Below are 25,358 nucleotides of genomic sequence, written 5' to 3'. Positions count from 1 at the left end.
CTCATCCCAAGAAGATATTAAATATGGAGATTACTACATGGAAGCAATGCAAACTCTTGTTTTTTTGTCTAAGAGTTTTGGAATTGCTCTATTTCTTGTTGTGTCATTTCTTCCCGCCATACATTTGCACCGAGGTCGATTAGTTTCTCTGTAATTTTCTCGTATCCTCGATCAATATGTTCCAGGCCGGTAATTTCGGTTATTCCATTTGCCATTAGTCCGGCGATAATAAGGGATGCACCCGCACGTAAATCAGTTGCCTTTACGCGTGCGCCTTCTAGCTGGACTGGTCCGGAAACAATTACAGATCCACCCTCAACTTTTATTATAGCATTCATTCGCCGTAATTCATCAATATGTTTTAATCTTGCTGAATAAATTGTATCCGTGATAACACCTGTATTAACTGCTTTAGTTAATAACGTTGTAAAAGGCTGCTGTAAATCGGTTGGAAAACCTGGGTAGACGAGTGTTTTTACATCAACGCTTTTAAGTGGTTTTTTTGGAGCAATATATAGTTGCTCGTCTTTTTCTTCCACTACTACGCCCATTTCTCGTAACTTGGCTAATACGGACTCAAGATGCTGTGAAATCACATTGTCGATAATTACTTCTTTACCCTGGGCCGCAGCTGCGATTGCATATGTTCCAGCTTCAATTCGGTCTGGAATGATCGTATGGCGGCACCCGTGTAAATGCTCAACACCTTCAATTCTGATAACGTCAGTTCCGACACCTTTTATTTTCGCACCCATATTTGTCAGCAAGGTAGCTACATCAATAATTTCTGGTTCTTTTGCTGCATTTTCAATCACTGTTTTACCTTTTGCTTTAACAGCTGCAAGCATAATATTAATTGTAGCACCAACACTAACAACGTCCAGATATATTCGCGCACCTTTTAGTTCATTTGCCCTAATATAAATTGCGCCTTGTTCATTGGTAACCTCAGCTCCAAGTGCCTCGAAGCCTTTGATGTGCTGATCAATTGGGCGTGGACCTAAGTGGCAGCCACCTGGCAAACCGATAACTGCCTGGTTGAACTTGCCAAGCATAGCGCCCATAAAATAGTAGGATGCTCGCAGTTTCTTCACTTTCCCATTTGGCAATGGCATTGATACCATATTCTCTGGGTCAATATGCACTGTTTGCCCGTCCCAGCTTACTTTTCCACCAATCTCTTCAAGCAAGTCACCAAGTGTGTACACATCTGAGATTTCTGGTAGTCCTTCAATCATTACATGGGAATCAGCTAATAGTGCAGCAGGTAATAATGCGACTGCACTATTTTTGGCTCCGTTGATTCGAACCTTTCCGTTTAGCAAATTTCCGCCTTCCACTAACATTTTCTGCATTCGGGGCACCTCACTTTTTGACGCACAGAATGTACTAATTCCGGATTGGCCACAGAATTAATAGCCCTTTTTTCCGGTTGAGGTTATTCAAAAAATTAATTTTGAACACACATACTTTCTGGTTGTTTTTAGTTTTTACTATTCTTTCCTTTATTTTGCACAATTTTCCCAATTATATGTGCTTATTTATTTTTGTTCCAATCAGACAGAAACTTTTCGATACCTTGATCTGTCAGTGGATGCTTAACAAGCTGACCGAGAACTTTGTATGGAATTGTTGCAATGTGCGCTCCATTTAGTGAAGCGTCAATAACATGTAATGGATTTCTGATTGATGCTGCAATAATTTCTGTGCTTATATCATGTAAATCGAATATCTCAGAAATAGTTGCGACTAATGTCATTCCGTCATGACCAATGTCATCCAAACGACCAAGGAATGGTGATACATAAGATGCACCTGCGCGAGCAGCAAGTAAGGCTTGATTGGCATTAAAAATTAACGTAACATTTGTTTTTATGTTCAAATCACTGAATGCCTTAACAGCCTTAAGTCCTTCTAATGTCATCGGGACCTTAACTGTTATATTTGGTGCAATTGCCGCAAGTTCTTTACCTTCCTTAATCATACCTTCAGCGTCTTCAGCAATAACCTCAGCACTTACTGAACCTGACACTTCATCGGTAATTTCTTTTAATCGATCATGAAATGAAACACCTTCTTTTGCTACTAAACTTGGGTTTGTGGTCACGCCTGCTAATATACCAAGTTCATTTGCGGAACGAACCTCTTCAATATTTGCGGTATCGATAAAAAATTTCATCGTTTATGCTCCTCTCTTTCTTGCAATAGTCTTACTATTTAACACTATGCTTAAACTGTTCTTTCTATTTTGCTTGTTTAGAAGAACCAAATTCACGCATTTTGCCAATAACGGTTTCCTTAATTGCGTCACGACTTGGACCTAAATATTTACGAGGATCATAAAGATCCGGTTTTTCATTTAATACTTCTCGAACTTTATTTGCTTGTGCAACCTGACTCTCTGTATTCACATTAATTTTTGCTGAGCCTAAGGAAATGGCACGTTTGATATCTTTCGTCGGAATGCCTGTACCACCGTGCAATACAAGTGGAATATTTGTCAGGTTCATTACTTCCTCCATACGGTCAAATCCGAGGTTCGGTTCACCTTTATAAGGACCATGCACTGAGCCTAATGCTGGTGCGAAACAATCAACGTTCGTTTCGTTGACAAGTCTTTCACACTCCGCAGGGATTGCATATGCAGCTTCTGCATCTTCAACAATTATGTCATCTTCCTGCCCGCCAACTCGACCGAGCTCTGCTTCAACAGAAACGCCATGAATATGTGCTAGCTCAACTACTTTTCGCGTTAACTCAATATTGTCATCTAGTGGTTGTGAGGATGCATCAATCATCACAGATGTGAATCCTGCCTGAATTGCCTTTGCACATGCTTCAAAGCTTGAACCATGATCAAGGTGGATAGCAACCGGCACAGTTGTACCATATTCTTCCATAAGCGCTTTAACCATTGAAACAACTACTTTAAATCCGTCCATATATTTTCCAGCGCCTTCAGAAACACCAAGGATAACTGGTGACTTTTCTTCTTCAGCAGCCTGCAGAATTGCTTGGGCATATTCCATATTATTTAAATTGAATTGTCCAACTGCATAACCATTTCCCTTGCCCTTTTCGAGCATTTCTTTCATTGATACTAGCGGCATTCTATGTCCTCCTTAGATGATTACGTCTACTTCAATAAATTAAACTACAATATAAGAATACCAACAACAACATCAAGTCGCAAGAACAAAAGAGCAAGTGCCTGTCCTTCGCCGAATTCCACATAACAAAATAGTAGCTAATGTGGTAAAGTCAGCTACAAAATTGTTATCTATTTACAACTTATCAATAATCATCCAATTAAGCTTTTTGTGTAGTCACATACATCTTTAACGTTAAATGGCTTTGCAAGCACCTTTTTTACCATATCGTAATTTTGAGATTCTTTCATTATATCTTCCGCTAAACCACTCATTAATATAGCAGGTACTTCAATTTTATCACGTTCCAATTGCTGTATTACCTCTACGCCATCAACAACAGGTAACTTATAATCCAGCATAATCAAGTCATATGAGCTTTTGTTAAGCTCATCCAATGCTTCCTTGCCCGTTTTTGCCGTTGTTACACGATACCCCTGATTTGTAAATATCTCCTGTAAAAGTAAACGTATACCTGGTTGGTCATCAACCACTAATATTTCCTTTTTCATAAAGATAACCTTCTCCCCACCTCGAACATAAATTTCTCTCTCTTTAACTACATATTTCTACATACACTCCGAAAAATCCTTCTTTTTAAAGAACATATTTTTTATGATCATATGATACAAAGTCACTAATAATAAAAAAGACCTATACAAAGAACAGAATGTACGTTCTCTATATAGGTCCTATTATGTTGTTTATAGTTACGTTATTTATTTACTACTGCACCGATAAAGCCATGGAATAATGCTTGTGATCTTGTTGGACGTGATTTAAATTCCGGATGAAATTGACATGCGACAAACCATGGATGGTCGGTAATCTCAATTGTTTCGACCAATCTGCCATCAGGGCTTGTTCCAGAAAAGATGAATCCATTATCCTTCATTTGCTCTCGGTATTCATTATTAAATTCATAACGGTGGCGGTGGCGTTCATACACAATATCTGCTCCATCGTATGCTGCCTTTGTTTTGGTATTATTTGTTAATTTACATGGATAAATGCCGAGTCTTAACGTCCCACCAAAATCTGATATATTTTTCTGCTCAGGCAATAAATCTATTATTGGATATGGTGTTTTTGGATTGATTTCTGCTGAATGGGCACCTTTTAGTCCTAATACGTTACGAGCAAATTCTACAGTAGCAAGCTGCATCCCAAGACAGATTCCAAAAAATGGTATTTTGTTTTCACGTGCATAGCGAATTGCTTCAATTTTCCCCTCTATTCCACGGTCACCAAAACCACCAGGTACTAAAATACCATCGACATGCTTCAGTTCATTTTTAATTGTTTCTTCATCGAGCTTCTCAGCGTTAATCCAGTTAATTTTAATGTCAGTATCATAGTAAAATCCTGCATGCTTTAATGACTCGACAACTGAGAGATATGCATCAGGGAGCTCAACGTATTTTCCGACAAGTCCGATTGTAACCGTTTCGGAAAGATTTCTTACCTTGTTGACCAGTTGTTTCCATTCACCCATATCTGCCGGCTGACATTCCAGTCCGAAATGATCACATGTCAGCTGATCCAGTTGCTGCTCCTGTAATGAAATAGGAACCTGGTATAATGTATCTGCATCAGGCATTTCAATCACTGCATTTTCGTTTATATCACAAAATAATGCTATTTTCTCTTTCATATCCTTGCTGATTGGCAGTTCTGTACGCAAGACAATCGTGTCTGGCTGAATACCTAGTGAGCGCAATTCCTTCACACTGTGCTGAGTTGGCTTAGTTTTCATTTCGCCTGCAGCCTTAATGTATGGTACCAAAGTACAATGAATATACATAACATGTTCCTTGCCAATGTCACTCTTAATTTGACGTATTGCCTCCAAAAACGGCAAGGACTCAATATCACCAACTGTCCCGCCAATCTCCGTAATAACTACATCTGCTTTTGTAGCTTGACCAGCCCGAAATACCTGTTCTTTAATTTCATTTGTTATATGTGGAATAACCTGAACCGTTCCACCCAGGTAATCTCCGCGACGTTCTTTTTTTATAACACTGGAATATACTTTCCCGGTTGTTATGTTACTGTATTTATTTAAATTAATATCAATAAACCTTTCATAATGACCCAAATCTAAGTCGGTTTCTGCTCCATCTTCTGTCACAAACACCTCACCATGCTGATATGGACTCATTGTTCCCGGGTCAACGTTAATGTACGGATCAAACTTTTGTATCGTTACTATTAAACCTCTGTTTTTTAATAAGCGACCTAATGATGCTGCTGTTATTCCTTTTCCTAAAGAAGAAACAACGCCACCTGTTACAAAAATATACTTCGTCACTACTCATCCCTCGTCTTTCTCTATTTATTATTAGATTTATATTTTTCCTGTCTGATTAGAAACCTTTCAAAAACTATGTTCTGCTTAAATAACAAGGGTTAACCATTAGAAAAATCTGGCATTCGCTAATCTTTAGGCGAAATGCCTCAGATTCATTATTCCTAACTGCGTATAAAAGCGTAAGTGGCTGTTCAGTTCCGTATGGGTTTTGCCCGCGCATCGCGAGTGGGTCGACGTTGTTGTGTAATGCTGCTATTAGTCGACCTTCCTTTATTTCTTAGCTTAGACATGGGGAGGGAAGTCCATACGGTGCTGGAGCTGAACGTCGCTAAATCTGTAGTCCAGTTATCTTTAGCACTTAATTATTTTATAGTTGCATAAACAATAAAAAAAGCGCCTCCCCTATTAATCAAGGGAAACGCTTTATGACTTTGAATTTAAAGAGCCCAATAAAAATTGTACTCATAAGGGCTAAAAAAGTCAAGCGAGCCTTTTATTATTTTTTATCTTCTTCGTCATCTTCTTCGTCAAAATCGTCATCATCTTCATCAAATTCATCTATATCCTCGTCAAAATCGTCTGATTCGTCGTCAAGGCTTTCATCGAATGCTTCGTCTTTCTCGTCACCATCGTCTCCCGTTTCTTTAAAGTCACCAGTAAGCACTTCTATATCATCAGCGGGAATTTCTTCTTCCTCTTTCGGCTCTTCCTTTTTAGCTACTTTTTTCTTCTTTGGTTTCGGTTTAGCTTTTGCTTTTTTCTTTTTCTTAGGGGCTGCCGCTACTTCTTCATCCGTTTCTTCAACTAAGTACCAACGTTTTAGACCCCAGTTATCTGTGTGAACAGCCATAAATCGACCATCAACTGTCAGATTTGTATGGAATTGTGCTATGTTTTCCGATTTTTGCTTTTCTGTGAATCCTTTTAACTCTGCAACTTTATCGTAAACTCCATAGAAATCCTGGGCCTTTTTCTTGTCTGTTAAAATTAAATGTGCCAACTCAATCATTGGTTTGTTTACAAGTTCTTCGCGGCTATACTTTTTCAGGCTCACGATACCGCACTCCCTTTTTCATGTATTAGTGAATTAAATATTATAAGTATCTTAAAGCAGTTAAGAAAGTATAAATTCTTTCTTATTGCATAAAAGCAACTAAGACGTTCGCCGTTAGACCTTGGCGATAAGCTAAGTTTCTAACAAACTCTATTTAATATGCTCTCTATAAACCATACCATACATTATAAACAAATCTCACCTGAATATGCTAGTGTAATCTACAAAAAAGTTGAGAAAAAGAGATTATTTTCTCAACCTTAATATATTCTTCACACTTCTCTCATCCAGTTCAAGCGCCCAGCGACTAGCGCGACTTCCCTCACCTCTGTACGATAAGTCAACATCGTTTCGCTTCGCTCATACGTGTTTCCTTTATCTCCGACGGCTCAGTCCAGTCCGTACGTCGCTAAACGGGCGCTTTCACTTTTGTCTCATCCAGTTCAAGCGCCCAGCGACTAGCGCGACTTCCCTCACCTCTGTACGATAAGTCAACATCGTTTCGCTTCGCTCATACGTGTTTCCTTTATCTCAAAGAATTGTCGGAAGTTCAACTAAGACCGCCACTTTGCGCGGCAACGTTGAACCACCCGCGATACGCGGGCGCAGTCCGTACGTCGCTAAACGGGCGCTTTCACTTTTGATGATCTAGATCCGGTGCCTAGACACTCGAGTCATAAGCAGTTCGCCTCCGTGTGGAAAAACCCCCACACTGCGCGCTCTGCTTATGCTTGTCGTGTCTTTCAAGGCACCTGCGCTTTTCGCACTTACATATTCCTTCTGTATTGTCCGCCTACTTCGTAAAGGGCGTTTGTTATTTGTCCGAGGCTTGCTACTTTTACTGTTTCCATTAGTTCTACGAAAATATTTCCGCCTGAGGCTGCGACTTCTTTTAATTTTGATAATGCAGCCTCAGTTTTGTCTTCGTTACCACCTTGGAATTTGTGCAGTTCGCTTATTTGATGTTCTTTTTCCTCTTTGGATGCTCGCGCAAGTTCCATAGAATCTATTTTATCCTCTGAAGGCGGGTTCGGGTTCAAGTATGTGTTAACCCCTACAAGCGGCAATTCACCGGAATGTTTTTTACCTTCATAGTATAGAGATTCTTCCTGGATTTTTCCGCGTTGATATTGACGCTCCATTGCACCTAGCACGCCACCACGGTCATTCATTTTTTCAAATTCCTGGAGAACAGCTTCCTCAACTAAGTCTGTTAATTCTTCAACAACAAAAGAACCTTGCATCGAATTCTCATTTTTCGTTAAGCCGAACTCTTTATTAATGATCATTTGAATTGCCATTGCCCGACGTACAGAATCTTCTGTAGGTGTTGTGATGGCTTCATCAAAAGCATTGGTATGCAAGGAATTGGTATTATCCTGAATGGCTAATAGTGCTTGCAAAGTTGTACGGATATCGTTAAAATCAATTTCCTGTGCGTGCAGGGAACGACCAGATGTCTGAATATGGTATTTCAGTTTCTGAGCTCGCTCATTCGCTCCATATTTATCACGCATCGTTACTGCCCAGATACGGCGCGCAACACGACCAATTACTGTATACTCGGGATCTAATCCATTTGAAAAGAAGAATGATAGATTCTGCGCAAATTTGTTAACGTCCATTCCGCGACTCAAATAGTATTCTACGTACGTAAAGCCATTTGCTAATGTAAATGCAAGCTGTGTAATCGGATTAGCCCCAGCTTCTGCTATATGATAACCGGAAATCGAAACAGAATAATAGTTTCGAACTTCTTTATCAATAAAGTATTGCTGGATATCACCCATCATACGCAGTGCGAATTCAGTTGAAAAAATACATGTGTTTTGCCCCTGATCTTCTTTTAAAATATCCGCTTGGACTGTTCCGCGTACAACAGAAACTGTGTCATCTCGAAGCTTCTCGTACTCTTCCTGGTTAGGCTCACGTCCATTATCTTCTTTAAATTTCGTAATTTGCTGATCGATTGCTGTATTGAAAAACATTGCCAAAATTATCGGAGCAGGACCATTAATTGTCATGGATACCGATGTTTTTGGGTCTGTTAAATCAAATCCATTGTATAGCTTTTTCATGTCCTCAAGCGTACAAATACTTACGCCACTTTCGCCAACTTTCCCGTATATATCGGGACGTGGTGCTGGGTCTTCTCCGTACAATGTTACCGAGTCAAATGCAGTTGACAGGCGTTTTGCTTCCTCGCCTTTTGATAAATAGTGGAAGCGGCGATTTGTTCGTTCAGGTGTACCTTCTCCAGCAAACTGTCGTGTAGGGTCTTCCCCTTTTCGTTTAAATGGAAAAACTCCTGCAGTAAACGGAAATGCTCCAGGAACATTTTCCTTCATTAGCCATTCCAGACGTTCTCCCCAGTCCGAAAACTTCGGAAACGCAACTTTAGGGATTTTTAACCCTGCTAGTGTCTCTGTTGTAATATCCATTTCAATTTCTTTATCTCGAATGGAGAATGTCAATTTATCCTGACTGTATCTTTCTTTTGTTTCATCCCATCCCTGAAGTGACTTTTTCGCAGCGGGGTCAAGCTTTTCTTCGTATTGATCAAACGTTTGATCAATCACTTTTTTAGTGTTCTCGTCCTCTACTACTTCCTTTGCACCTTCAAGCTGATAAAGTTTACGAGCGATATCGCTTTGCTTCTTCGCATTTTGATGATAGTTACGAACGTGAGTTGAAATCTCACGTAAATAATGACGGCGCTCATTGGTGATAATCATGTTTTGCTTTTCCGCGATAATATTACGTTCAAAACTGATTTCATCATTCCAGTCATGTTTTTCATTTAACGTATCAATCAGTGATGCGAACAATGCGTTTGTTCCTGCATCATTAAATTGGCTGGCAATTGTACCAAAGACAGGGAATTTTTCTTTGTCTTGGTGAAAAAGCATATGACTGCGTTCATATTGTTTACGCACCTGATTCAATGCGTCTTCAGAACCTTTTTGCTCATACTTATTGATTACGATGAAATCTGCAAAATCAATCATATCGATTTTTTCAAGCTGTGATGGCGCGCCAAATTCTGCTGTCATGACATACATAGATAAGTCTGTCACATCAGTAATCGCAGCATCACCCTGCCCAATACCGCTCGTTTCAATAATAATGAAATCATATCCTGAAGCGCGAACAACATCAATGACGTCCTGGATTGCTTTGGATAGTTCACTTCTCGAGTCACGTGTTGCTAAAGATCGCATATAAACACGGTCGGTAAAAATTGCGTTCATCCGGATTCGATCACCGAGTAATGCGCCACCTGTTTTCTTTTTCGTCGGGTCAATCGAGATGATCGCAACTTTTTTGTCCGGAACTTCATTAATGAAGCGGCGGATGAGTTCATCGGTTAGTGAACTTTTCCCTGCGCCACCAGTGCCGGTAATACCAAGAACTGGAGCATTATTTGATTGGGATTGAAGCGACTTAAGTACTTGCTGCTTTTCTTCATGGTCCTTTTGATTACTTTCCATATAGGTGATAAACCGGGCAATTGCTTGACGTTCTCCAGTTAGCAGTTTATCTTTGTCTTTTTTCAGATCAATTGGTGGAAGGAAATCACATTCTTTAAGCATCTGGTTAATCATACCCTGCAGTCCATATTTACGACCATCCTCCGGGGAAAATATCCATGACACCCCATACTCATGCAATTCTTTAATTTCGCGTGGAATGATTGTACCGCCACCGCCACCATAAACTTTAATATGTGTGGCACCAAGTTCATTTAGTAAATCAATCATATATTTAAAATATTCAACATGGCCACCCTGATAGGATGACATGGCAATTCCTTGTGCATCTTCCTGAATGGCTGCGTAGACAACTTCTTCTACTGAACGATTATGCCCAAGATGAATAACCTCTGCTCCACTTGCTTGGAGAATTCTTCGCATTATATTAATTGATGCATCATGTCCGTCATATAAACTTGATGCTGTTACAAAACGGACCGGATTTGTCGGTTTATACAGTTCTGGTTGTTCCATCATCATCAAGCCTCCTTATCTTTTGCTATTGTTCTGTCGATTGCTAGTGATTCCATTAAATAATGGATTTGACGATCAATATACTCTTTCAGGGTGAATTGTTTTTGCAGGACCCACCGTCTGAATCCCCACATATGTCCTTGTATGAATATATTATTCGCCATTAATTCAGCGTCCTGCTTGGAAATTTCATGTGGCAGGCAAGTAACGATAACTTTCTCAAGCATGCCAACCATATCCCGCTCTTTTTGCAGTACATATTCTTTGGTGTCCTTCTTTAGCGATTTTACTTCCTGGTACATGATAACGACTTCTTCCTGCATTTCATCCATTAAGTAAAAATATGATTCAATGACTTTTTCTAGATTGGTAACAGATGGGTTCTCCAAATCAATTGCTGCTTCAAGACGTTCATGAACTTGCTCGTAAATGGCATCACATACAAGAAATAGCACATCTTCTTTCGTTCGAATGTACTCGTAAAGCGTACCAATACTGAACCCAGACTCTTTTGCTATTTCTCTTGTTGTTGTGCGATGGAACCCTTTTTCTTTAAATAAGGTTATTGCACCCTTAATCATTTGGTTTCGGCGTATTTCAACTAGTTCAGCATTTTTTACAGAAGAAAGGATTTGGTTTTGAGTCATTTAATGTCCCCCTTCCACTTTTCAAATAAGTCCTGCGCCAATTGGTATGGATCACTATTCGCCTCGATCGTTATGTCTGTCTCTTCGATATACTTTTTGACATCACGCCATATTTCTTCGCGGACTAACTCATATACTTCTAATTCCTGCTGCTGTTTTCGACGTTTTTTTCCTTCGTCAGTGTTGTATAAGTATTGATGATGCTGATCAATCTTTTCCCATAGTTTATCGATACCTTTATTTTCCGTTGTAATCGTCTTAACAATAGATGGTTCATGGTCGCCTTTGGTTGTCATCATCACAAGCTCTTTCAGGAGTGCTTTCAGTTTCCCTACTCCCTGGAGATCTGCTTTGTTAATGACAAATAAATCAGCAATCTCCATGATACCCGCTTTGAAAATTTGCAGGACATCACCGCTGTTAGGTGTTAAAACAAGTGCCGTTGTATCAACGAGTTTCATAATATCAAGCTCGGATTGACCAACACCAACCGTTTCCACCATTACAACATCAAATCCATAGGCATCACAAATTCGCACCGCATCCTTTGTTGCCCGTGCTAAGCCGCCAAGACTGCCACGTGTTGCCATACTGCGGATGTAGACACCGTCATCAGTAAAATGTTCATTCATCCGAACACGATCCCCAAGTAATGCACCACCACTAAATGGACTTGTAGGATCAACCGCTATAATTGCTACTGTTTTTCCTTCATTACGGATGTGGGTAATGAGGCGGTTCACCAGCGAACTCTTCCCAGCACCAGGTGACCCTGTAATACCAACGTAGCGAGCATGTTTTTTTATCGAAAACACATCGCTTAGCATGGCAAGTTTATCAGGATGGTCATTTTCAACCATGGTGATAGCTCGTGCCAAAGCGCGTATATCCTTTTCTTTCATCCGTTCTACAAGGTTGTGCATGTGGTGGCATCCTTTCAGCTTACTCGATATTGTGGTGTGCTGGCTCGAATTTCCGGTTTGCTCTCTCGATATTGCTGGGTGCTCGCTCGATATCGTGGTGCAGTTGCTTGAAATTGTGAACTTGAGCCAAATTATTGTTAACTTGAGCGGAATTTGTGACAACATGAGCGGAAATCATGTTATCTTGAGCCGATTTTGTGACAATTTGAGCCAATGTGGTGCAGTCGCTCGAAATCGTGGGGCGGTCGCTCGAATTTACGGTTTGACCGCTCAATATTGTGAACATCGGCGTTTTTCTTGTTATCTACGGCGAAGTCACTGTGAACATCGGCAAAAACGCCATATTGTTAGCTATTTCGTCAGCATGCGCCCAATAACCATACGCTGAACTTCATTTGTTCCTTCATAAATTTGCGTAATTTTCGCGTCACGCATATAGCGTTCGACTGGATAGTCTTTTGTGTAGCCATATCCGCCGAATACCTGGACAGCTTCGACCGTAATGCGCATTGCTGCATCTCCGGCAAAAAGCTTCGACATTGCAGAGGCTTTGCCATAGGGTTGACCCTCTGATTCCAGCCATGCAGCCTGATAGGTTAAGAGACGGGATGCTTCGATTTCTGTTGCCATGTCCGCTAGCTTAAATGATATACCTTGGTTCGCTGCAATTGGCTTGCCGAACTGTTCGCGTTCTTTTGCATAATCAACCGATGCATCCAATGCACCCTGGGCGATTCCCAATGCCTGTGCTGCGATTCCGTTACGACCACCATCAAGTGTAGTCATCGCAATTTTGAATCCATCTCCTTCAGCACCCAGCATATTTTCTTTCGGAATACGGCAGTTTTCAAAAATAAGCTCGGTAGTTGGTGATGAACGAATTCCCAGTTTCTTCTCTTTTTTACCAAATGTGAATCCTTCTGTTCCTTTTTCAACGATGAAAGCACTTATTCCTTTATGTTTAGCATCACTATCTGTTTTTGCAAAAACAATATAGAGATCTGCAACACCACCGTTGGTAATCCACACTTTGTTACCATTTAATACGTAATGGTCACCGTCTTCTTTTGCCACGGTTTTCATGGATACAACGTCACTGCCGGCACCAGGTTCAGATAATGCGTATGCTCCTAATGCCTCACCAGTTGCCAAACGATAGAGGAATGTTTTCTTTTGCTCTTCATTTCCGTATTTGAAAATTGGCCAGCTTGCCAGCGATAGATGTGCCGATAATGTAACACCTGTTGATGCACAAACACGTGATAGCTCTTCAACTGCTATTACATAACTCACGTAGTCAGCTCCGATTCCACCGTACTCTTCCGGCCATGGTATCCCTGTCAGGCCAAGTTCGGCCATTTTATCGAAAATATCACGGTCAAAGCGCTCTTCTTCATCACGCTCAGCCGCAGTCGGTTCCACATCTTTTTTTGCAAAATCTCGGACCATTTTACGTAGCATTTCTTGTTCGTCTGTTAGTTGAAAATTCATAATCTGTTGTCCTCCTTAGTCTTTTAAAAGGTTTTTAGCTATTACGATATGCTGAATTTCATTTGTTCCTTCATATATCTCGGTCACTTTGGCATCACGGAATAAGCGCTCTACCGGATAATCCTCGGTATACCCATATCCGCCGTACACCTGGACAGCTTCGATTGCAGCTTTACTTGCAGTTTTGGACGCATACATTTTTGCCATCGATGCTTCCTTGTTACACGGTAAGTTGCGTTCTACTAATGATGCAACGTTATAGACTAATAGTTTCGCAGCTTCGACTTCTGTTGCCATATCAGCTATTTTAAATGATATACCCTGATTTTGCGAGATTGGCTTGCCGAATTGTTCGCGTTCTTTTGCGTATGCGGTTGCATGCTCGACTGCAGCTTCACCAATTCCTAGTGCTTGTGCGGCTATCCCAATGCGTCCCACATTCAGGTTCGCCATAGCGATTCTAAAGCCGTCACCTTCATTGCCTAGAAGCTGTTCTTTTGGGACGACACAATTGTCAAAACTTAGTGGTACCGTACTTGAACCATGCAGCCCCATTTTCTTTTCAGCCTTACCAATCACAAATCCCGGTGTATTCTTTTCAATTATAAACGCACTGACACCTTTCGCGCCTGCTTCATCACTTGTACGGGCAAACGTAATAAATGTATCAGCCGCTCCGCCATTTGTAATAAACATCTTTGAGCCATTTAAAATATAGTTATCGCCATCTTTTTTTGCTCGTGTTTTCAGGTTTGCAACGTCAGATCCTGCACCTGGTTCGGTAACGGCAAAAGCACCAAGAAACTCGCCTGATGCCAATTTTGGCAAATAGTACTTTTTTTGTTTGTTATTTCCAAAATATAAAATTGGATTTGTACCGACAGATGTGTGTACAGATAAAATAACACCGATTGTTGCGCTGACCTTTGAAAGCTCATTAATGGCGATAATATAGGATGTATAATCCATCCCGGTACCACCGTACTCTTCCGGAATAGGAATCCCCATCAATCCAAGCTCACCCATTTTCTGGATGACTTCTTTTGGAAAGCGGTCTTCTTGTTCCATTCTCTCTATTTCCGGTTGTACTTCTTTTTGGGCAAAATCCTGAACCATTTTGCGCATCATTTCCTGTTCGTCGGAAAAATTGAGATTCATTCTAAATGCCCCCCTTCCTGTTTTTCTTGGTAGTTTTTAATACTGATAAAATCCTCTGCCTGATTTTTTACCTAACCAGCCGGCTTTTACATATTTTCTAAGTAATGGACATGGACGGTATTTGCTATCGCCAAACCCTTCATATAATACTTCCATAATATATAGACATGTATCAAGCCCGATAAAGTCTGCCAGTGTTAATGGCCCCATCGGATGATTCATACCGAGTTTCATAACTGTATCTATGTCCTCTACTGAAGCTACTCCTTCATGTAATGAAAAGATCGCCTCATTGATCATCGGCATAAGAATACGGTTTGCGGCAAAGCCTGGTGAGTCGTTTACTTCTACTGGGCTTTTTGATAGTTTGTTAGTCATATCCTCAACTACCTGATAGGTTTCGTCGCTTGTCTGTAATCCACGGATAATTTCAACGAGCTTCATCACCGGTACTGGGTTCATAAAATGCATCCCGATAACTTGTTCCGGGCGGTTTGTTGCTGCTGCAATTTCGGTAATTGGCAGTGATGACGTGTTTGTAGCTAGGATTGCATGCTTTGGTGCGATTTTATCTAAATCACTGAACACTTTTGTTTTTACATCCATGTTTTCAACAATTGCTTCGATAACGAAATCACGTGATTGTGCATCCTGCAAATCAGAGGATGGCGTTAATCTGTTTAATGTCTCCGTTTTATCTGATTCACTGATTCGTTCTTTGTCTACAGCACGTGTTAAAAGCTTTTCAATGTTTTTCATGCCTTTTTCAAGTGCTTCTTTGTTCATATCATTTAAAAGAACGTCAAATCCTGATTGTGCAAAGACTTGAGCAATTCCTGCGCCCATCTGTCCTGCACCGATTACCATAACTTTATTAATTGCCATGATGTAGGTTCCTCCTTGATTTATTAAATTGTTGTGAACTTGAGCCGAATATGTGTCCGTTTGAGCCAAACACCCTATTATTGCTTCGGTACTTCAATCAGCATTGCGTCACCTTGGCCGCCACCACTGCAAATTGCTGCAATTCCGATTCCGCCACCTTGACGTTTCAATTCATGAATTAATGTCAAAATAATGCGTGCACCACTTGCGCCGATTGGATGACCAAGTGCTACTGCTCCGCCATTTACATTCACTTTTTCCGGATCGATGCCAGCGATTTTACCACTCGCCAGTGACACAGCTGCGAAAGCTTCGTTAATTTCAAATAAGTCAATGTCATCTTTGGAATAGCCAGTTTTTTCTAACAGTTTGTTAATAACAAGTCCTGGCGTTTGCGGGAAATCTTTTGCTTCAACGGCAACTTCCGCGTGACCAAGCACAGTTGCCATCGGCGATTTCCCAAGCTGTTCAGCCTTTTCATCTGACATCACGACAAATGCGCATGCGCCATCATTAACACCAGGTGCGTTACCAGCAGTAATTGTTCCGTTTTTATCAAACGCTGGGCGTAAACTAGCTAATCGCTCCACACTTGTATCTTTACGTGGTGCTTCATCCGTATCTACAACTATTGGGTCACCTTTGCGCTGCGGCACTTCCACCGGTACGATTTCTTCTGAAAATTTACCATCCTCAATTGCTTTTACTGCACGTTGATGACTGCGGTATGACCACTCGTCTTGTGATTCTCTCGTCAAATTGTATTCGTCAGCTGTGCTGTTTCCGTAATTACCCATGTGCACACCTTCGAAAGAGCATGTTAGCCCATCATGGACCATCATATCTTTTACTTTCTTATCTCCCATTCGGTTACCCCAACGAGCATCTGGAAGGAAATATGGTGCGTTGCTCATGCTTTCCATTCCACCAGCAACAATTACATCTTCATCACCAAGTCGGATTAACTGGTCGGCAAGTGTTACACTGCGTAATCCAGATGCACAAACTTTGTTGATTGTTTCCGTTTTGACATTCCATGGAATTCCTGCTTCACGAGCTGCCTGACGTGAAGGGATTTGCCCTTGACCACCTTGCAAAACGCTTCCCATAATTACTTCATCGATTTCTTTTTCATCAAGGCCTGCACGGTTTAATGACTCGCGAATTGCCTTCCCACCAAGCTGTGATGCTGTGAAAGGCTTTAGTCCGCCTCCAAATTTACCAAATGGTGTTCTTGCTCCAGATACGATAACTGTTTTTCGCATACATTCAACATCCTTTCAAAAAGTAGAATTAAATTTTTAATATGATAGCGCTTACCATAATTCGATTGAACGCTCGCTCAATCTGTTTCCGAAAAAGTAGAGGGGCAGTTATACCCCTCTATTATTTAAGCAGTTAAGAAAGTATAAATACTTTCTTACTGCATAAGTGCAACTATGGCTTATCTATATTAAGTCTTGCACTCCAGAGTATAAGGGGTTCTAAGAAAGCAAAATACGCTTTCATAAGAATCCCTTTAACGAATGCCAAGTTGTCTAAGCTGTTTTTGCTTCATCTTCAATGAATACGGATAGTGCGAGAATTTCTGCTACATCCAATGTGCTGATATCTTCATCAACTTCTTTTGCTTTAGTACCATCACTTAACATCGTCAAACAGAATGGACAAGCACTGGAAATCATAGTTGATTGAGTTTCCATTGCCTGTTCTGTACGGGCAACATTAATGCGGTTACCTGTTGTTTCCTCCGTCCACATTAAGCCTCCACCTGCACCACAACACATGCCATTTTCTTTATTGCGCTGCATTTCTACCAATTCAAGACCTGGAATAGATTTCAAAATTTCACGTGGCGGGTCATAAACACCATTGTATCTTCCAAGGTAACATGAGTCATGGTATGTTAGCTTTTGATTGATTTCACGTTTTGGTTCAAGCTTACCATTCATCACCATGTCATAGAGCATTTGTGTGTGGTGATAAACTTCTGCCTCAAAACCGAAGTCAGGGTATTCATTTTTGAAAATATTATATGCGTGTGGATCTATTGTTACGATCTTGGTCACACCATTTTTCTCGAATTCTTTAATATTTTTCTCAGCAATTTCCTGGAATAGGAATTCATTTCCGATACGGCGTGCCGTGTCGCCTGAGTTTGTTTCTTTATTACCTAAAATTGCAAAGTTGATTCCAGCTTTATTCATTAACTTCGCAAACGCTAGTGCAATTTTTTGGCTTCGGTTATCAAATGAACCCATGGAACTTACCCAGAAAAGATATTCAAATTCTTTTTCTTCTTTTTTCAATTCTTTTACTGTAGGAATGTATGCTTCTTCATCAAGTTCACGCCATTTGATACGATCCTTCTTCGATAGTCCCCATGGATTACCTTGACGTTCTATGTTCATAACAGCACGTTGAGCATCCGGATCCATTTTACCTTCTGTCATAACTAGGTAACGACGCATATCGATAATTGTTCCAACATGCTCGTTATTTACTGGACAAGCGTCTTCACAGTTCCGGCATGTCGTACAGCCTGAAAGCTCTTCTGCAGTAATAACATCACCGATTAGGCTTGCACTTTCCATGCCTGCTGCTGCTTCATTTGCTCCAGCATTTGCAGCTTGGTTCCCATTGGTGTTTGAAAATGCATAAGATGGCACCCAAGGTGAATTACCTGTGACTGCTGCACCTCTTTCTGTTAGATGATCACGAACTTTAATCATAATATCCATCGGAGACAGCATTTTACCTGTTCCAGATGCCGGACACACATCGGTACAACGTCCGCATTCAACACATGCATAAAAGTCAATCATCTGGTGCTGTTCAAAATCTTCTACTTTCCCAACACCGAATGAAATTTCATCTTCGTTTTCTTCTTCATCTAGATCGAAGTCTATTTTTTTCAACTTCCCTGGAACACGCTTGCTTAAAAATACGTTAATTGGTGCTGCTATTAAGTGTGCGTGTTTTGACTGTGGTACATATACCAAGAATGTAAGAATCGTAATCGTATGAATCCACCAAAACACATAGAATAATACCATTGCAGCCGTTTGTGGTAACCAGCTAAATGCTCCTGCTATTAAACTAGCAATAGGCTCGGTCCATGTTAATCCTTCACCATGCCAGATTAAAGCCATTCCATTGCCTGCCAAAACAGATACCATTAACGTTCCAATAAAAATTAAAACAAGTCCTGCCTTAAAGCCGCGCTTAAGTCGAACGATTTTTTCTACGTAACGACGGTGAAACGCCCATACAACAGCAACCAGTATCATTAACGTTACAAGTTCCTGGAAAAAAGTAAATCCTGCATAGAAAGGCCCGAATGGTAAATGACTTCCTGGCGCCAATCCTCTGATAAACATATCAATCGCTCCAAATTGCACAAGGATGAAACCATAGAACATCATAACGTGAATCGTCCCGGATTTTTTATCCTTCAATAGTTTCGATTGACCAAAAACGATTTTTCCTATTCGACGGAACCGTTCTTTAAAATCACGATCAAACTCAGATTTTTTACCGAGTTTAATATACGATATACGTGTTGCTACAACTCTAGCGAATAAATACAAACCATAGATGACAATTGCTAGAAATGCTAGCAAATTAATCAATAAAAACGTGTCCATCATTCGCTCCTCCTTTTGTCTTAGTATAACGAAAAATGATAGCGATTGCATTAATTATAAAAAAATATAGATGCGTACCGCCACTATTTTTTAAGTTTAATATACTAATACTTTATATGTGAATGATCATTCAGTCAACTCATTTTTAGGGAGTTGTGACAATTGTCATAATTATAAACTGCTGTATATATAAAAATAATATTACAACTGATGCCACTTTGTTGGGTTCAGAAACGATTGTAGATATAGAAAGATGCACCCACCCCCTATGTCACGCAAATTCATTGCCAAGGAGCATTTTTTCAAGGGAAAAAGTTTCGTTTTTACCTACTTAGGATGTTAACGGACACCACGGCCTCTAACTGTGACAAAATGAGGTGATTTAAGGTGTAGGCGGACACCAGATCCCTTATTGAGGTATTCTACTGCCATTATTGGATGCTTTTCATTAAATAAGGCATCCTGTGTCCGAAAAGCTTATCAAATAGCGTGTTTTCATCGGAATAAGAGCTTCTGTGTCCGCTAAAATATGTTTCATAATTTCACCTAAGCTTATCTGTCCACTTGCAACAAATAATTTGTAAATACGTCTTAATTGGCGATTACTTATATAAATAATCAGCAATCCCATGTGTAGTAAATGGTCGAAAGCATCCGGCGCGCATATCGAACAACTTCTGCCTCGAGCCAAGATAATTCAGTGTGAACAATTCAATGTTGACTTATACGGGGAAGGAAGCCACTAGGCACTAGTACGTCTGGTACGCCGATCTTGGACGTGCTGATTCGGAAGTCCAGTTTCCTATACAACAAAAAACTTGCAGAGGCCTTAACCCCTGCAAGCAGCTTACATCTTTTCTGGTGCAGATACACCGAGTATTTGTAGTCCATTAGCGATTGTAATTCGTACTGCTTTCATTAATGCAATACGTGCTTTTGTCATTTCTGGTTCATCCTGATTCAATACCTTTTCTGCATTGTAAAAACTGTGCAGCAGTGTTGCCAAATCAAACACATATTGCGTCACTTTGTGAGGTGTATGTTTTTCAGCAGACTCTGCAATCGTTTTTGGGAACTCGCCAAGTTTTTTAAGTAAATCAATTTCTTTTTCAGCAGTTAACAGCTCTGCATTAAAGTTTTCATCACTTGCGAGTCCTTTTTCTTCTGCCTGCTTTAGCATTGTACAAATTCTTGCGTGTGCATACTGAACATAGTAGACAGGATTATCATTCGATTCGGAACGTGCAAGGTCCATATCAAAGTCAAGCTGTGAATCGTTTGAACGCATCACAAAGTAATAACGGACGGCATCAACACCAACCTCTTCCATTAATTCACGCAGCGCAACAGCTTTGCCTGTCCGCTTACTCATGCGAATCTTTTCGCCGCCTTCAAACAGGCTTACCATTTGGATGACTTTTACATCAAACTTTTCAACAGGATATCCAAGTGCTTCAATTGCTGAGCGCATCCGGGCGATATAGCCATGGTGATCAGATCCCCAGACATTGATAATTTGATCAAAGCCACGTTCGATCTTATTTTTGTGGTATGCAATATCAGGTGTCAGATACGTATAGCTGCCATCCTGTTTAATTAACACACGATCCTTATCATCACCAAAGTCCGTTGAACGGAACCATGTTGCTCCATCCTGCTCATAAACATAGCTCCCATCCTTTAACGTTTGGACTGCTTCCGTCACTTTGTTGTTATCATATAATGATTGCTCGGAAAACCAGTTGTCAAAATAGACGCCAAAATCGTTCAGATCTCTTTTCAGCTTATCAAGCTCATATGTTAATCCATACTCTTTAAAAAACTTCACTCGTTCTGTTTCATCTGCATCGGCCCATTTATCGCCATATTCAGTGGCTAATTGTTTGCCAATACCAACAAGATCTTTACCATGATAGCCGCCCTCAGGCATTTCTGCATCGTGACCTAGCGCCTGCAGATACCGCGCCTGAATGGATAATGCCATGTTATCAATCTGATTTCCAGCATCGTTAATGTAATACTCCCGTTCAACATTATAGCCTGCTGCATCCAGAACGTTGCAGAATACATCACCAAATGCTGCGCCACGAGCATGTCCAAGGTGCAAATCACCGGTTGGGTTTACGGAAACAAACTCAACCTGAACCTTTTTGCCCTGCCCTGCTTCTGTTTGCCCATATGTTTTGTCAGCTTTCAATATTGTTGGGACAAGTTCACCAAGATAATCATTCTTCATGAAAAAATTAATAAAACCTGGCCCAGCAATTTCCACTTTTTCAATTGTTGCTTTTGTTTGGTCAATATTTGCCACGATATCATCCGCTATCTGACGTGGTGCTTTTTTGGCAACCCGTGCCAGCTGCATCGCAATGTTTGTAGCAAAGTCACCATGCGCCTTGTCCTTTGGTTTTTCTAAAATAACTGATGGCAACTCATCTTCCGTAGCGAGGTTAGCATTTAGGACGGAAGCAGCGATTTCCCGCTTCAATACATCCTCTGTTTGCGCCAAAACGTTCATTGGGAGTCCTCCTCTTTAATTGATAGTATTATTTTTTGCTTACGTTCTTCCTGCCCATTTAGCTTCACAGTATAGTCGAGTTTTAACAAGCCATTTTGCTGATTGGCAAGCTCTTGGTATTGCATCGAATTTGTGAAAGTTTCCATATGTATATGACCATATTCATGCTGGAATACATTTTCCGATGTTTGCCTTAAACGGAATTGCTGATGCATTTTAACCGACCCTATTCGTTTAATACTAACCTTATCAGCATGAATAGTTATCAAATTGTTAATTAATGATCCATCGTCCGCTTTCTCTTTAAAGGTAAGTACATCTATATTATCTTTTTTATAAAAATTTCCATTTTCTTTAACAGTATTGTACTCTGTCTGCCCGTCATCGTTAATAACTGTCTGAAGTTCAATTGAAACCTCTTTTGGTTCTGAATTCATCGAATCGCTCCTGCTTTGTATAATTTCCTATTATAGCGATAATTGTATGCATTTATCAACATAAAGCAGTTAAATACCCATACATACAATATATCCCTCATGATTTTACGTTTAATTCTACTTAACTTTTCCCATAATGAAAGTAATGAAATCTTACTGGAGATAAAAGTGTATGAGAAAATTTTTCCGATTAAAGAAAAGCAGGTTAATTCTATTATTTCCTATAAGTATTTTTATACTTGGGATTGTTTGCCTTGCAGGGGTTTATTTGGTGAGCTTTTTGCTCGGTCCCCCAAAACTAACGACCGATCAAAATACAATTTATTATAGCATAAATGAAGAAGTGATTGGCGAAGAACGTGGTGCAGAAAATCGATATTGGGTTGATTTAGAAGAAATGTCACCCCATTTAATTGACGCAACCCTAGCGATTGAGGATCAGTATTTTTATAAGCATAATGGGTTTGATTTAAAACGAATTGCTGGTGCGGTACTATCTGACTTAAAGAGTTTTTCATTAAGAGAAGGTGCTAGTACACTGACGCAGCAATATGCCCGGAATTTATATTTAACACATGATAAAACGTGGTCTCGTAAACTGAAGGAAGCTTTTCATACAGTAAGGATTGAAATGTACTACTCCAAAAATGAAATTCTGGAGGGCTATTTAAATACGATTTACTATGGCCATGGTGCACATGGTATTGAAGCGGCTAGCAGGTATTTTTTTAACAAATCTTCTAGTGCGTTATCATTAGCTGAAGCATCAATGCTGGCAGCAATTCCAAAAGGTCCTACCTATTATTCACCGCTTAATGACCGGGATAATGCCGAAGAACGGCAAGAACGAATTTTAGGGCTAATGCAGCATGACGGAGACATTACAGAACAGGAGTATTTTTTAGCCAGCCGGGAAAGACTTGCATTCACAGAACAGGAAGAGCGTGAAAAGATTGCAGTAGCCCCTTATTTTCAAGACACTGTTTTAATAGAAGCCGCTGATATACTAAACGTAGAATCTGAATTAGTTCGGTCAGGCGGATATGAAATTCATACGACATTGGATGTCGACCTGCAGCAAGAACTGGAACGCAGCGCCAAAAATGTTATTCAGCCTGGTAGCGAAATAAATATCGGCGCAATGGCTATGGACCCAGCCACTGGCGGCATACGTGCTTTATTAGGTGGAAGAGATTATCAAAAAAGTGAGTTTAATCGCGCCATTAGTGCAAAGCGAATGCCAGGGTCAGCCTTTAAACCATTTTTATATTACGCCGCCTTAAACAATGGCTATACACCAAGTACAATGTTGATGAGTAAACCGACATCATTTGAACTCGAGGATGGAAAAGTATATCAGCCGAGTAACTATAACGGGTATTACGCGAATGAGGAAATATCATTAGCTCAGGCAATAGCTTTATCTGATAACGTTTATGCCGTTAGAACGAATCTGTTTCTTGGTGCTGACACACTAGTTGATACAGCTAGAAAAGTTGGTATTGACGGAGACTTACCTGCTGTACCGTCATTGGCTCTGGGAACGGCTGCAGTATCTGTAGAGGATATGGTAACTGGATATGGCACGATAGCTAATGGCGGCAATCAAATAGAAGGACATACCGTCACAAAAATCATTGATCGTCATGGACAAACGATATTCGAAAGAGACCAAGAAGAAGGTAAACAAGTGCTCGATCCTGAGTCCGCATTTATATTAACCCATTTAATGACTGGGATGTTTGATCGGTCATTGGATGGATATATGGCTGTGACAGGATCTTCAATTGCTAATCAATTGAGTCGTACTTATGCTGGAAAATCTGGGACAACGAACACAGACAGTTGGATGATGGGATACAGCCCCTCACTTGTTGCAGGAATATGGACAGGCTATGATAACAATGCCCTTATGAAAAAAACTGCAGAAGTCAGCTATGCCAAAGACGTCTGGGCAGGGTTTATGGAAGCGGCCCACAAAGATTTGCCATTACAAAGATTCACTGCGCCATCAGGTGTTGTAGGATTGCCAATTGATCCTGATTCAGGCGAACGGGCAACAGCATATTGTGACACAAGCCGTGTCATGTATTTTGAGAAGGGTACCGAACCAACAGAATATTGCTCAATCCACTTACCCGATGGCAAAACACAAGAAAATAAAAAACAAAAAGGAATGCTTCAAAAATGGTTTGATAAACTGTTCTAGAAGGGGTGCCTGTCACTTCCCGGTTTTTGTCAAACTTTGTCAAGCGCAGCCACACCATTAGAAAACTTGGCTTTTCGCCAAGTCTTAATGTAGATAAGCCTTAGTTGCACTTATGCAGTAAGAAAGAATTTATACTTTCTTATCTGCAAATAAAAGAAGCTGACTCCTGTAAGGTCCATCTTACGTTTGGAGTCAGCTTCTTTTTTGTCCTAGCAATACATGAGTTAGCCCATGTATATACATTTTACAAATTTATTGATTAAAGTACAAGTTGTAAATCAATTGTTCATAATACGGTCACAAAATGTTCATTATTTCGGAAGTACTTCTTTTAACTCATCTGTAGAATTATTCCACATATCTCCACCTTCAAAATCGGCAAGGAAATCCTTTAATAGCTTTTTCGAATGATCATCCATGTGTTCAAGCATAATCTTTCCCTTTAATGATTTTTCCATGTGAGTCACATGCTCAGGCATTGATTTATAAGCTCGTTTGATTGAACGGTCAACACGAACTTCACTTCCGCAAACACCGGAAAAATAGGCGCCATTTTTATTTTTTTCAACATTTACCCAAACAATCCAATATAATTTCCCATTTGGCACTTCATCTTTGTTAGGTAAAAATTTGACACGTCGTTCTATTTCACTTCGAGCGTGCATTGCTCCCATATCTACAAACGCACGATCTTCATTTGGGTCAATAATCACCGGGGACATATTTTCAAGACTGACAGTACCGGCACCATACCCTCCGTGACCGTCCGTTGAATCATCTTTAAGTATTGTAAATTGATTAGTCTTCTTTTTATTCTGATCTTCTGAACTCACTTTCGGAACCCTCCTACTTAGGTTTTAATTAATATTCTAGCATAACTGAAGCCCTCATTTCATCCATTGCAATTTAAAATTAAAAA

The 25,358-nt window shown here is 40.2% G+C and carries 18 protein-coding genes; 1 reads left to right on the top strand and 17 read right to left on the bottom strand.

The annotated features are described in order from the left end of the window. Positions 1-68: 68 nt before the first annotated feature. From BLS02_RS02785 to BLS02_RS02710, 16 genes are all read right to left on the bottom strand, one after another. Entirely contained in the window at positions 69-1,355 is a 1,287-nt protein-coding gene (locus tag BLS02_RS02785; protein ID WP_092491436.1) for a UDP-N-acetylglucosamine 1-carboxyvinyltransferase, read from the bottom strand. 182 nt (positions 1,356-1,537) lie between these two features. Then, positions 1,538-2,179 (bottom strand): fructose-6-phosphate aldolase, encoded by a 642-nt coding sequence (fsa, locus tag BLS02_RS02780; protein WP_092491435.1) that lies wholly within the window; start codon positions 2,177-2,179, stop codon positions 1,538-1,540. Between the two features lie 64 nt (positions 2,180-2,243). Next, entirely contained in the window at positions 2,244-3,110 is an 867-nt protein-coding gene (fba, locus tag BLS02_RS02775) for a class II fructose-1,6-bisphosphate aldolase (protein WP_092491434.1), read from the bottom strand. A gap of 191 nt (positions 3,111-3,301) precedes the next feature. Beyond that, positions 3,302-3,661 (bottom strand): response regulator, encoded by a 360-nt coding sequence (locus BLS02_RS02770; protein ID WP_092491433.1) that lies wholly within the window; start codon positions 3,659-3,661, stop codon positions 3,302-3,304. Between the two features lie 203 nt (positions 3,662-3,864). Continuing rightward, entirely contained in the window at positions 3,865-5,463 is a 1,599-nt protein-coding gene (locus BLS02_RS02765) for a CTP synthase (RefSeq protein WP_092491432.1), read from the bottom strand. 496 nt (positions 5,464-5,959) lie between these two features. Beyond that, on the bottom strand, positions 5,960-6,517 hold the full coding sequence (gene rpoE / locus BLS02_RS02760; protein ID WP_092491431.1) for a DNA-directed RNA polymerase subunit delta: 558 nt from the start codon (positions 6,515-6,517) through the stop codon (positions 5,960-5,962). 767 nt (positions 6,518-7,284) lie between these two features. After that, a complete protein-coding gene (icmF, locus tag BLS02_RS02755; protein ID WP_092492211.1) occupies positions 7,285-10,524 on the bottom strand; it encodes a fused isobutyryl-CoA mutase/GTPase IcmF in 3,240 nt (1,079 codons plus the stop codon). Positions 10,525-10,529: 5 nt separating this feature from the next. Next, on the bottom strand, positions 10,530-11,171 hold the full coding sequence (locus BLS02_RS02750) for a TetR/AcrR family transcriptional regulator (protein WP_092491430.1): 642 nt from the start codon (positions 11,169-11,171) through the stop codon (positions 10,530-10,532). Beyond that, entirely contained in the window at positions 11,168-12,094 is a 927-nt protein-coding gene (gene meaB, locus BLS02_RS02745; RefSeq protein ID WP_092491429.1) for a methylmalonyl Co-A mutase-associated GTPase MeaB, read from the bottom strand. The genes BLS02_RS02750 and meaB overlap by 4 nt, the downstream gene beginning before the upstream one ends. A gap of 351 nt (positions 12,095-12,445) precedes the next feature. Next, positions 12,446-13,585 carry an acyl-CoA dehydrogenase gene (locus tag BLS02_RS02740; RefSeq protein ID WP_092491428.1) on the bottom strand — a complete coding sequence of 380 codons (1,140 nt, stop codon included), beginning with the start codon at positions 13,583-13,585 and terminating at the stop codon, positions 12,446-12,448. Between the two features lie 15 nt (positions 13,586-13,600). Next, positions 13,601-14,743, bottom strand: coding sequence for an acyl-CoA dehydrogenase (locus tag BLS02_RS02735; RefSeq protein WP_092491427.1), 1,143 nt, complete (start codon positions 14,741-14,743; stop codon positions 13,601-13,603). Positions 14,744-14,779: 36 nt separating this feature from the next. Continuing rightward, a complete protein-coding gene (locus tag BLS02_RS02730; RefSeq protein WP_092491426.1) occupies positions 14,780-15,628 on the bottom strand; it encodes a 3-hydroxybutyryl-CoA dehydrogenase in 849 nt (282 codons plus the stop codon). A 77-nt stretch (positions 15,629-15,705) separates the two neighbouring features. Continuing rightward, positions 15,706-16,893: an acetyl-CoA C-acetyltransferase gene (locus BLS02_RS02725; protein WP_092491425.1), complete on the bottom strand. Its 1,188-nt coding sequence runs from the start codon at positions 16,891-16,893 to the stop codon at positions 15,706-15,708. 273 nt (positions 16,894-17,166) lie between these two features. Then, complete coding sequence (locus BLS02_RS02720; protein ID WP_092491424.1) at positions 17,167-19,275, bottom strand: heterodisulfide reductase-related iron-sulfur binding cluster; 2,109 nt, start codon at positions 19,273-19,275, stop codon at positions 17,167-17,169. An 847-nt stretch (positions 19,276-20,122) separates the two neighbouring features. Then, positions 20,123-21,793, bottom strand: coding sequence for an arginine--tRNA ligase (gene argS / locus BLS02_RS02715; RefSeq protein WP_092491423.1), 1,671 nt, complete (start codon positions 21,791-21,793; stop codon positions 20,123-20,125). Beyond that, on the bottom strand, positions 21,790-22,230 hold the full coding sequence (locus BLS02_RS02710; protein ID WP_092491422.1) for a YwiB family protein: 441 nt from the start codon (positions 22,228-22,230) through the stop codon (positions 21,790-21,792). Before BLS02_RS02710 ends, argS begins: the two co-directional genes overlap by 4 nt. 172 nt (positions 22,231-22,402) lie before the next feature. On the opposite strand from BLS02_RS02710, the gene BLS02_RS02705 reads away from it, so the two are divergent. Then, entirely contained in the window at positions 22,403-24,439 is a 2,037-nt protein-coding gene (locus BLS02_RS02705) for a transglycosylase domain-containing protein (RefSeq protein ID WP_092491421.1), read from the top strand. 311 nt (positions 24,440-24,750) lie between these two features. On the opposite strand, the gene BLS02_RS02700 is transcribed toward BLS02_RS02705, so the two are convergent. Further along, positions 24,751-25,272 (bottom strand): YwhD family protein, encoded by a 522-nt coding sequence (locus BLS02_RS02700; protein WP_092491420.1) that lies wholly within the window; start codon positions 25,270-25,272, stop codon positions 24,751-24,753. Positions 25,273-25,358 lie beyond the last annotated feature (86 nt).

This window comes from Virgibacillus salinus (assembly GCF_900102415.1).
Classification (GTDB): Bacteria; Bacillota; Bacilli; order Bacillales; family Amphibacillaceae; genus Lentibacillus; species Lentibacillus subterraneus.
Note: the sequence above shows the minus strand (reverse complement) of the source record. Positions and strands in the feature narration are given on the sequence as shown.

Coding starts and splice junctions, on each gene's coding strand:
- BLS02_RS02785 (WP_092491436.1), bottom strand. CDS start 1,355: ATGCAGAAAATGTTAGTGGAAGGCGGAAATTTGCTAAACGGAAAGGTT.
- fsa (WP_092491435.1), bottom strand. CDS start 2,179: ATGAAATTTTTTATCGATACCGCAAATATTGAAGAGGTTCGTTCCGCA.
- fba (WP_092491434.1), bottom strand. CDS start 3,110: ATGCCGCTAGTATCAATGAAAGAAATGCTCGAAAAGGGCAAGGGAAAT.
- BLS02_RS02770 (WP_092491433.1), bottom strand. CDS start 3,661: ATGAAAAAGGAAATATTAGTGGTTGATGACCAACCAGGTATACGTTTA.
- icmF (WP_092492211.1), bottom strand. CDS start 10,524: ATGGAACAACCAGAACTGTATAAACCGACAAATCCGGTCCGTTTTGTA.
- BLS02_RS02750 (WP_092491430.1), bottom strand. CDS start 11,171: ATGACTCAAAACCAAATCCTTTCTTCTGTAAAAAATGCTGAACTAGTT.
- meaB (WP_092491429.1), bottom strand. CDS start 12,094: ATGCACAACCTTGTAGAACGGATGAAAGAAAAGGATATACGCGCTTTG.
- BLS02_RS02740 (WP_092491428.1), bottom strand. CDS start 13,585: ATGAATTTTCAACTAACAGACGAACAAGAAATGCTACGTAAAATGGTC.
- BLS02_RS02735 (WP_092491427.1), bottom strand. CDS start 14,743: ATGAATCTCAATTTTTCCGACGAACAGGAAATGATGCGCAAAATGGTT.
- BLS02_RS02730 (WP_092491426.1), bottom strand. CDS start 15,628: ATGGCAATTAATAAAGTTATGGTAATCGGTGCAGGACAGATGGGCGCA.
- BLS02_RS02725 (WP_092491425.1), bottom strand. CDS start 16,893: ATGCGAAAAACAGTTATCGTATCTGGAGCAAGAACACCATTTGGTAAA.
- BLS02_RS02720 (WP_092491424.1), bottom strand. CDS start 19,275: ATGGACACGTTTTTATTGATTAATTTGCTAGCATTTCTAGCAATTGTC.
- argS (WP_092491423.1), bottom strand. CDS start 21,793: ATGAACGTTTTGGCGCAAACAGAGGATGTATTGAAGCGGGAAATCGCT.
- BLS02_RS02710 (WP_092491422.1), bottom strand. CDS start 22,230: ATGAATTCAGAACCAAAAGAGGTTTCAATTGAACTTCAGACAGTTATT.
- BLS02_RS02705 (WP_092491421.1), top strand. CDS start 22,403: ATGAGAAAATTTTTCCGATTAAAGAAAAGCAGGTTAATTCTATTATTT.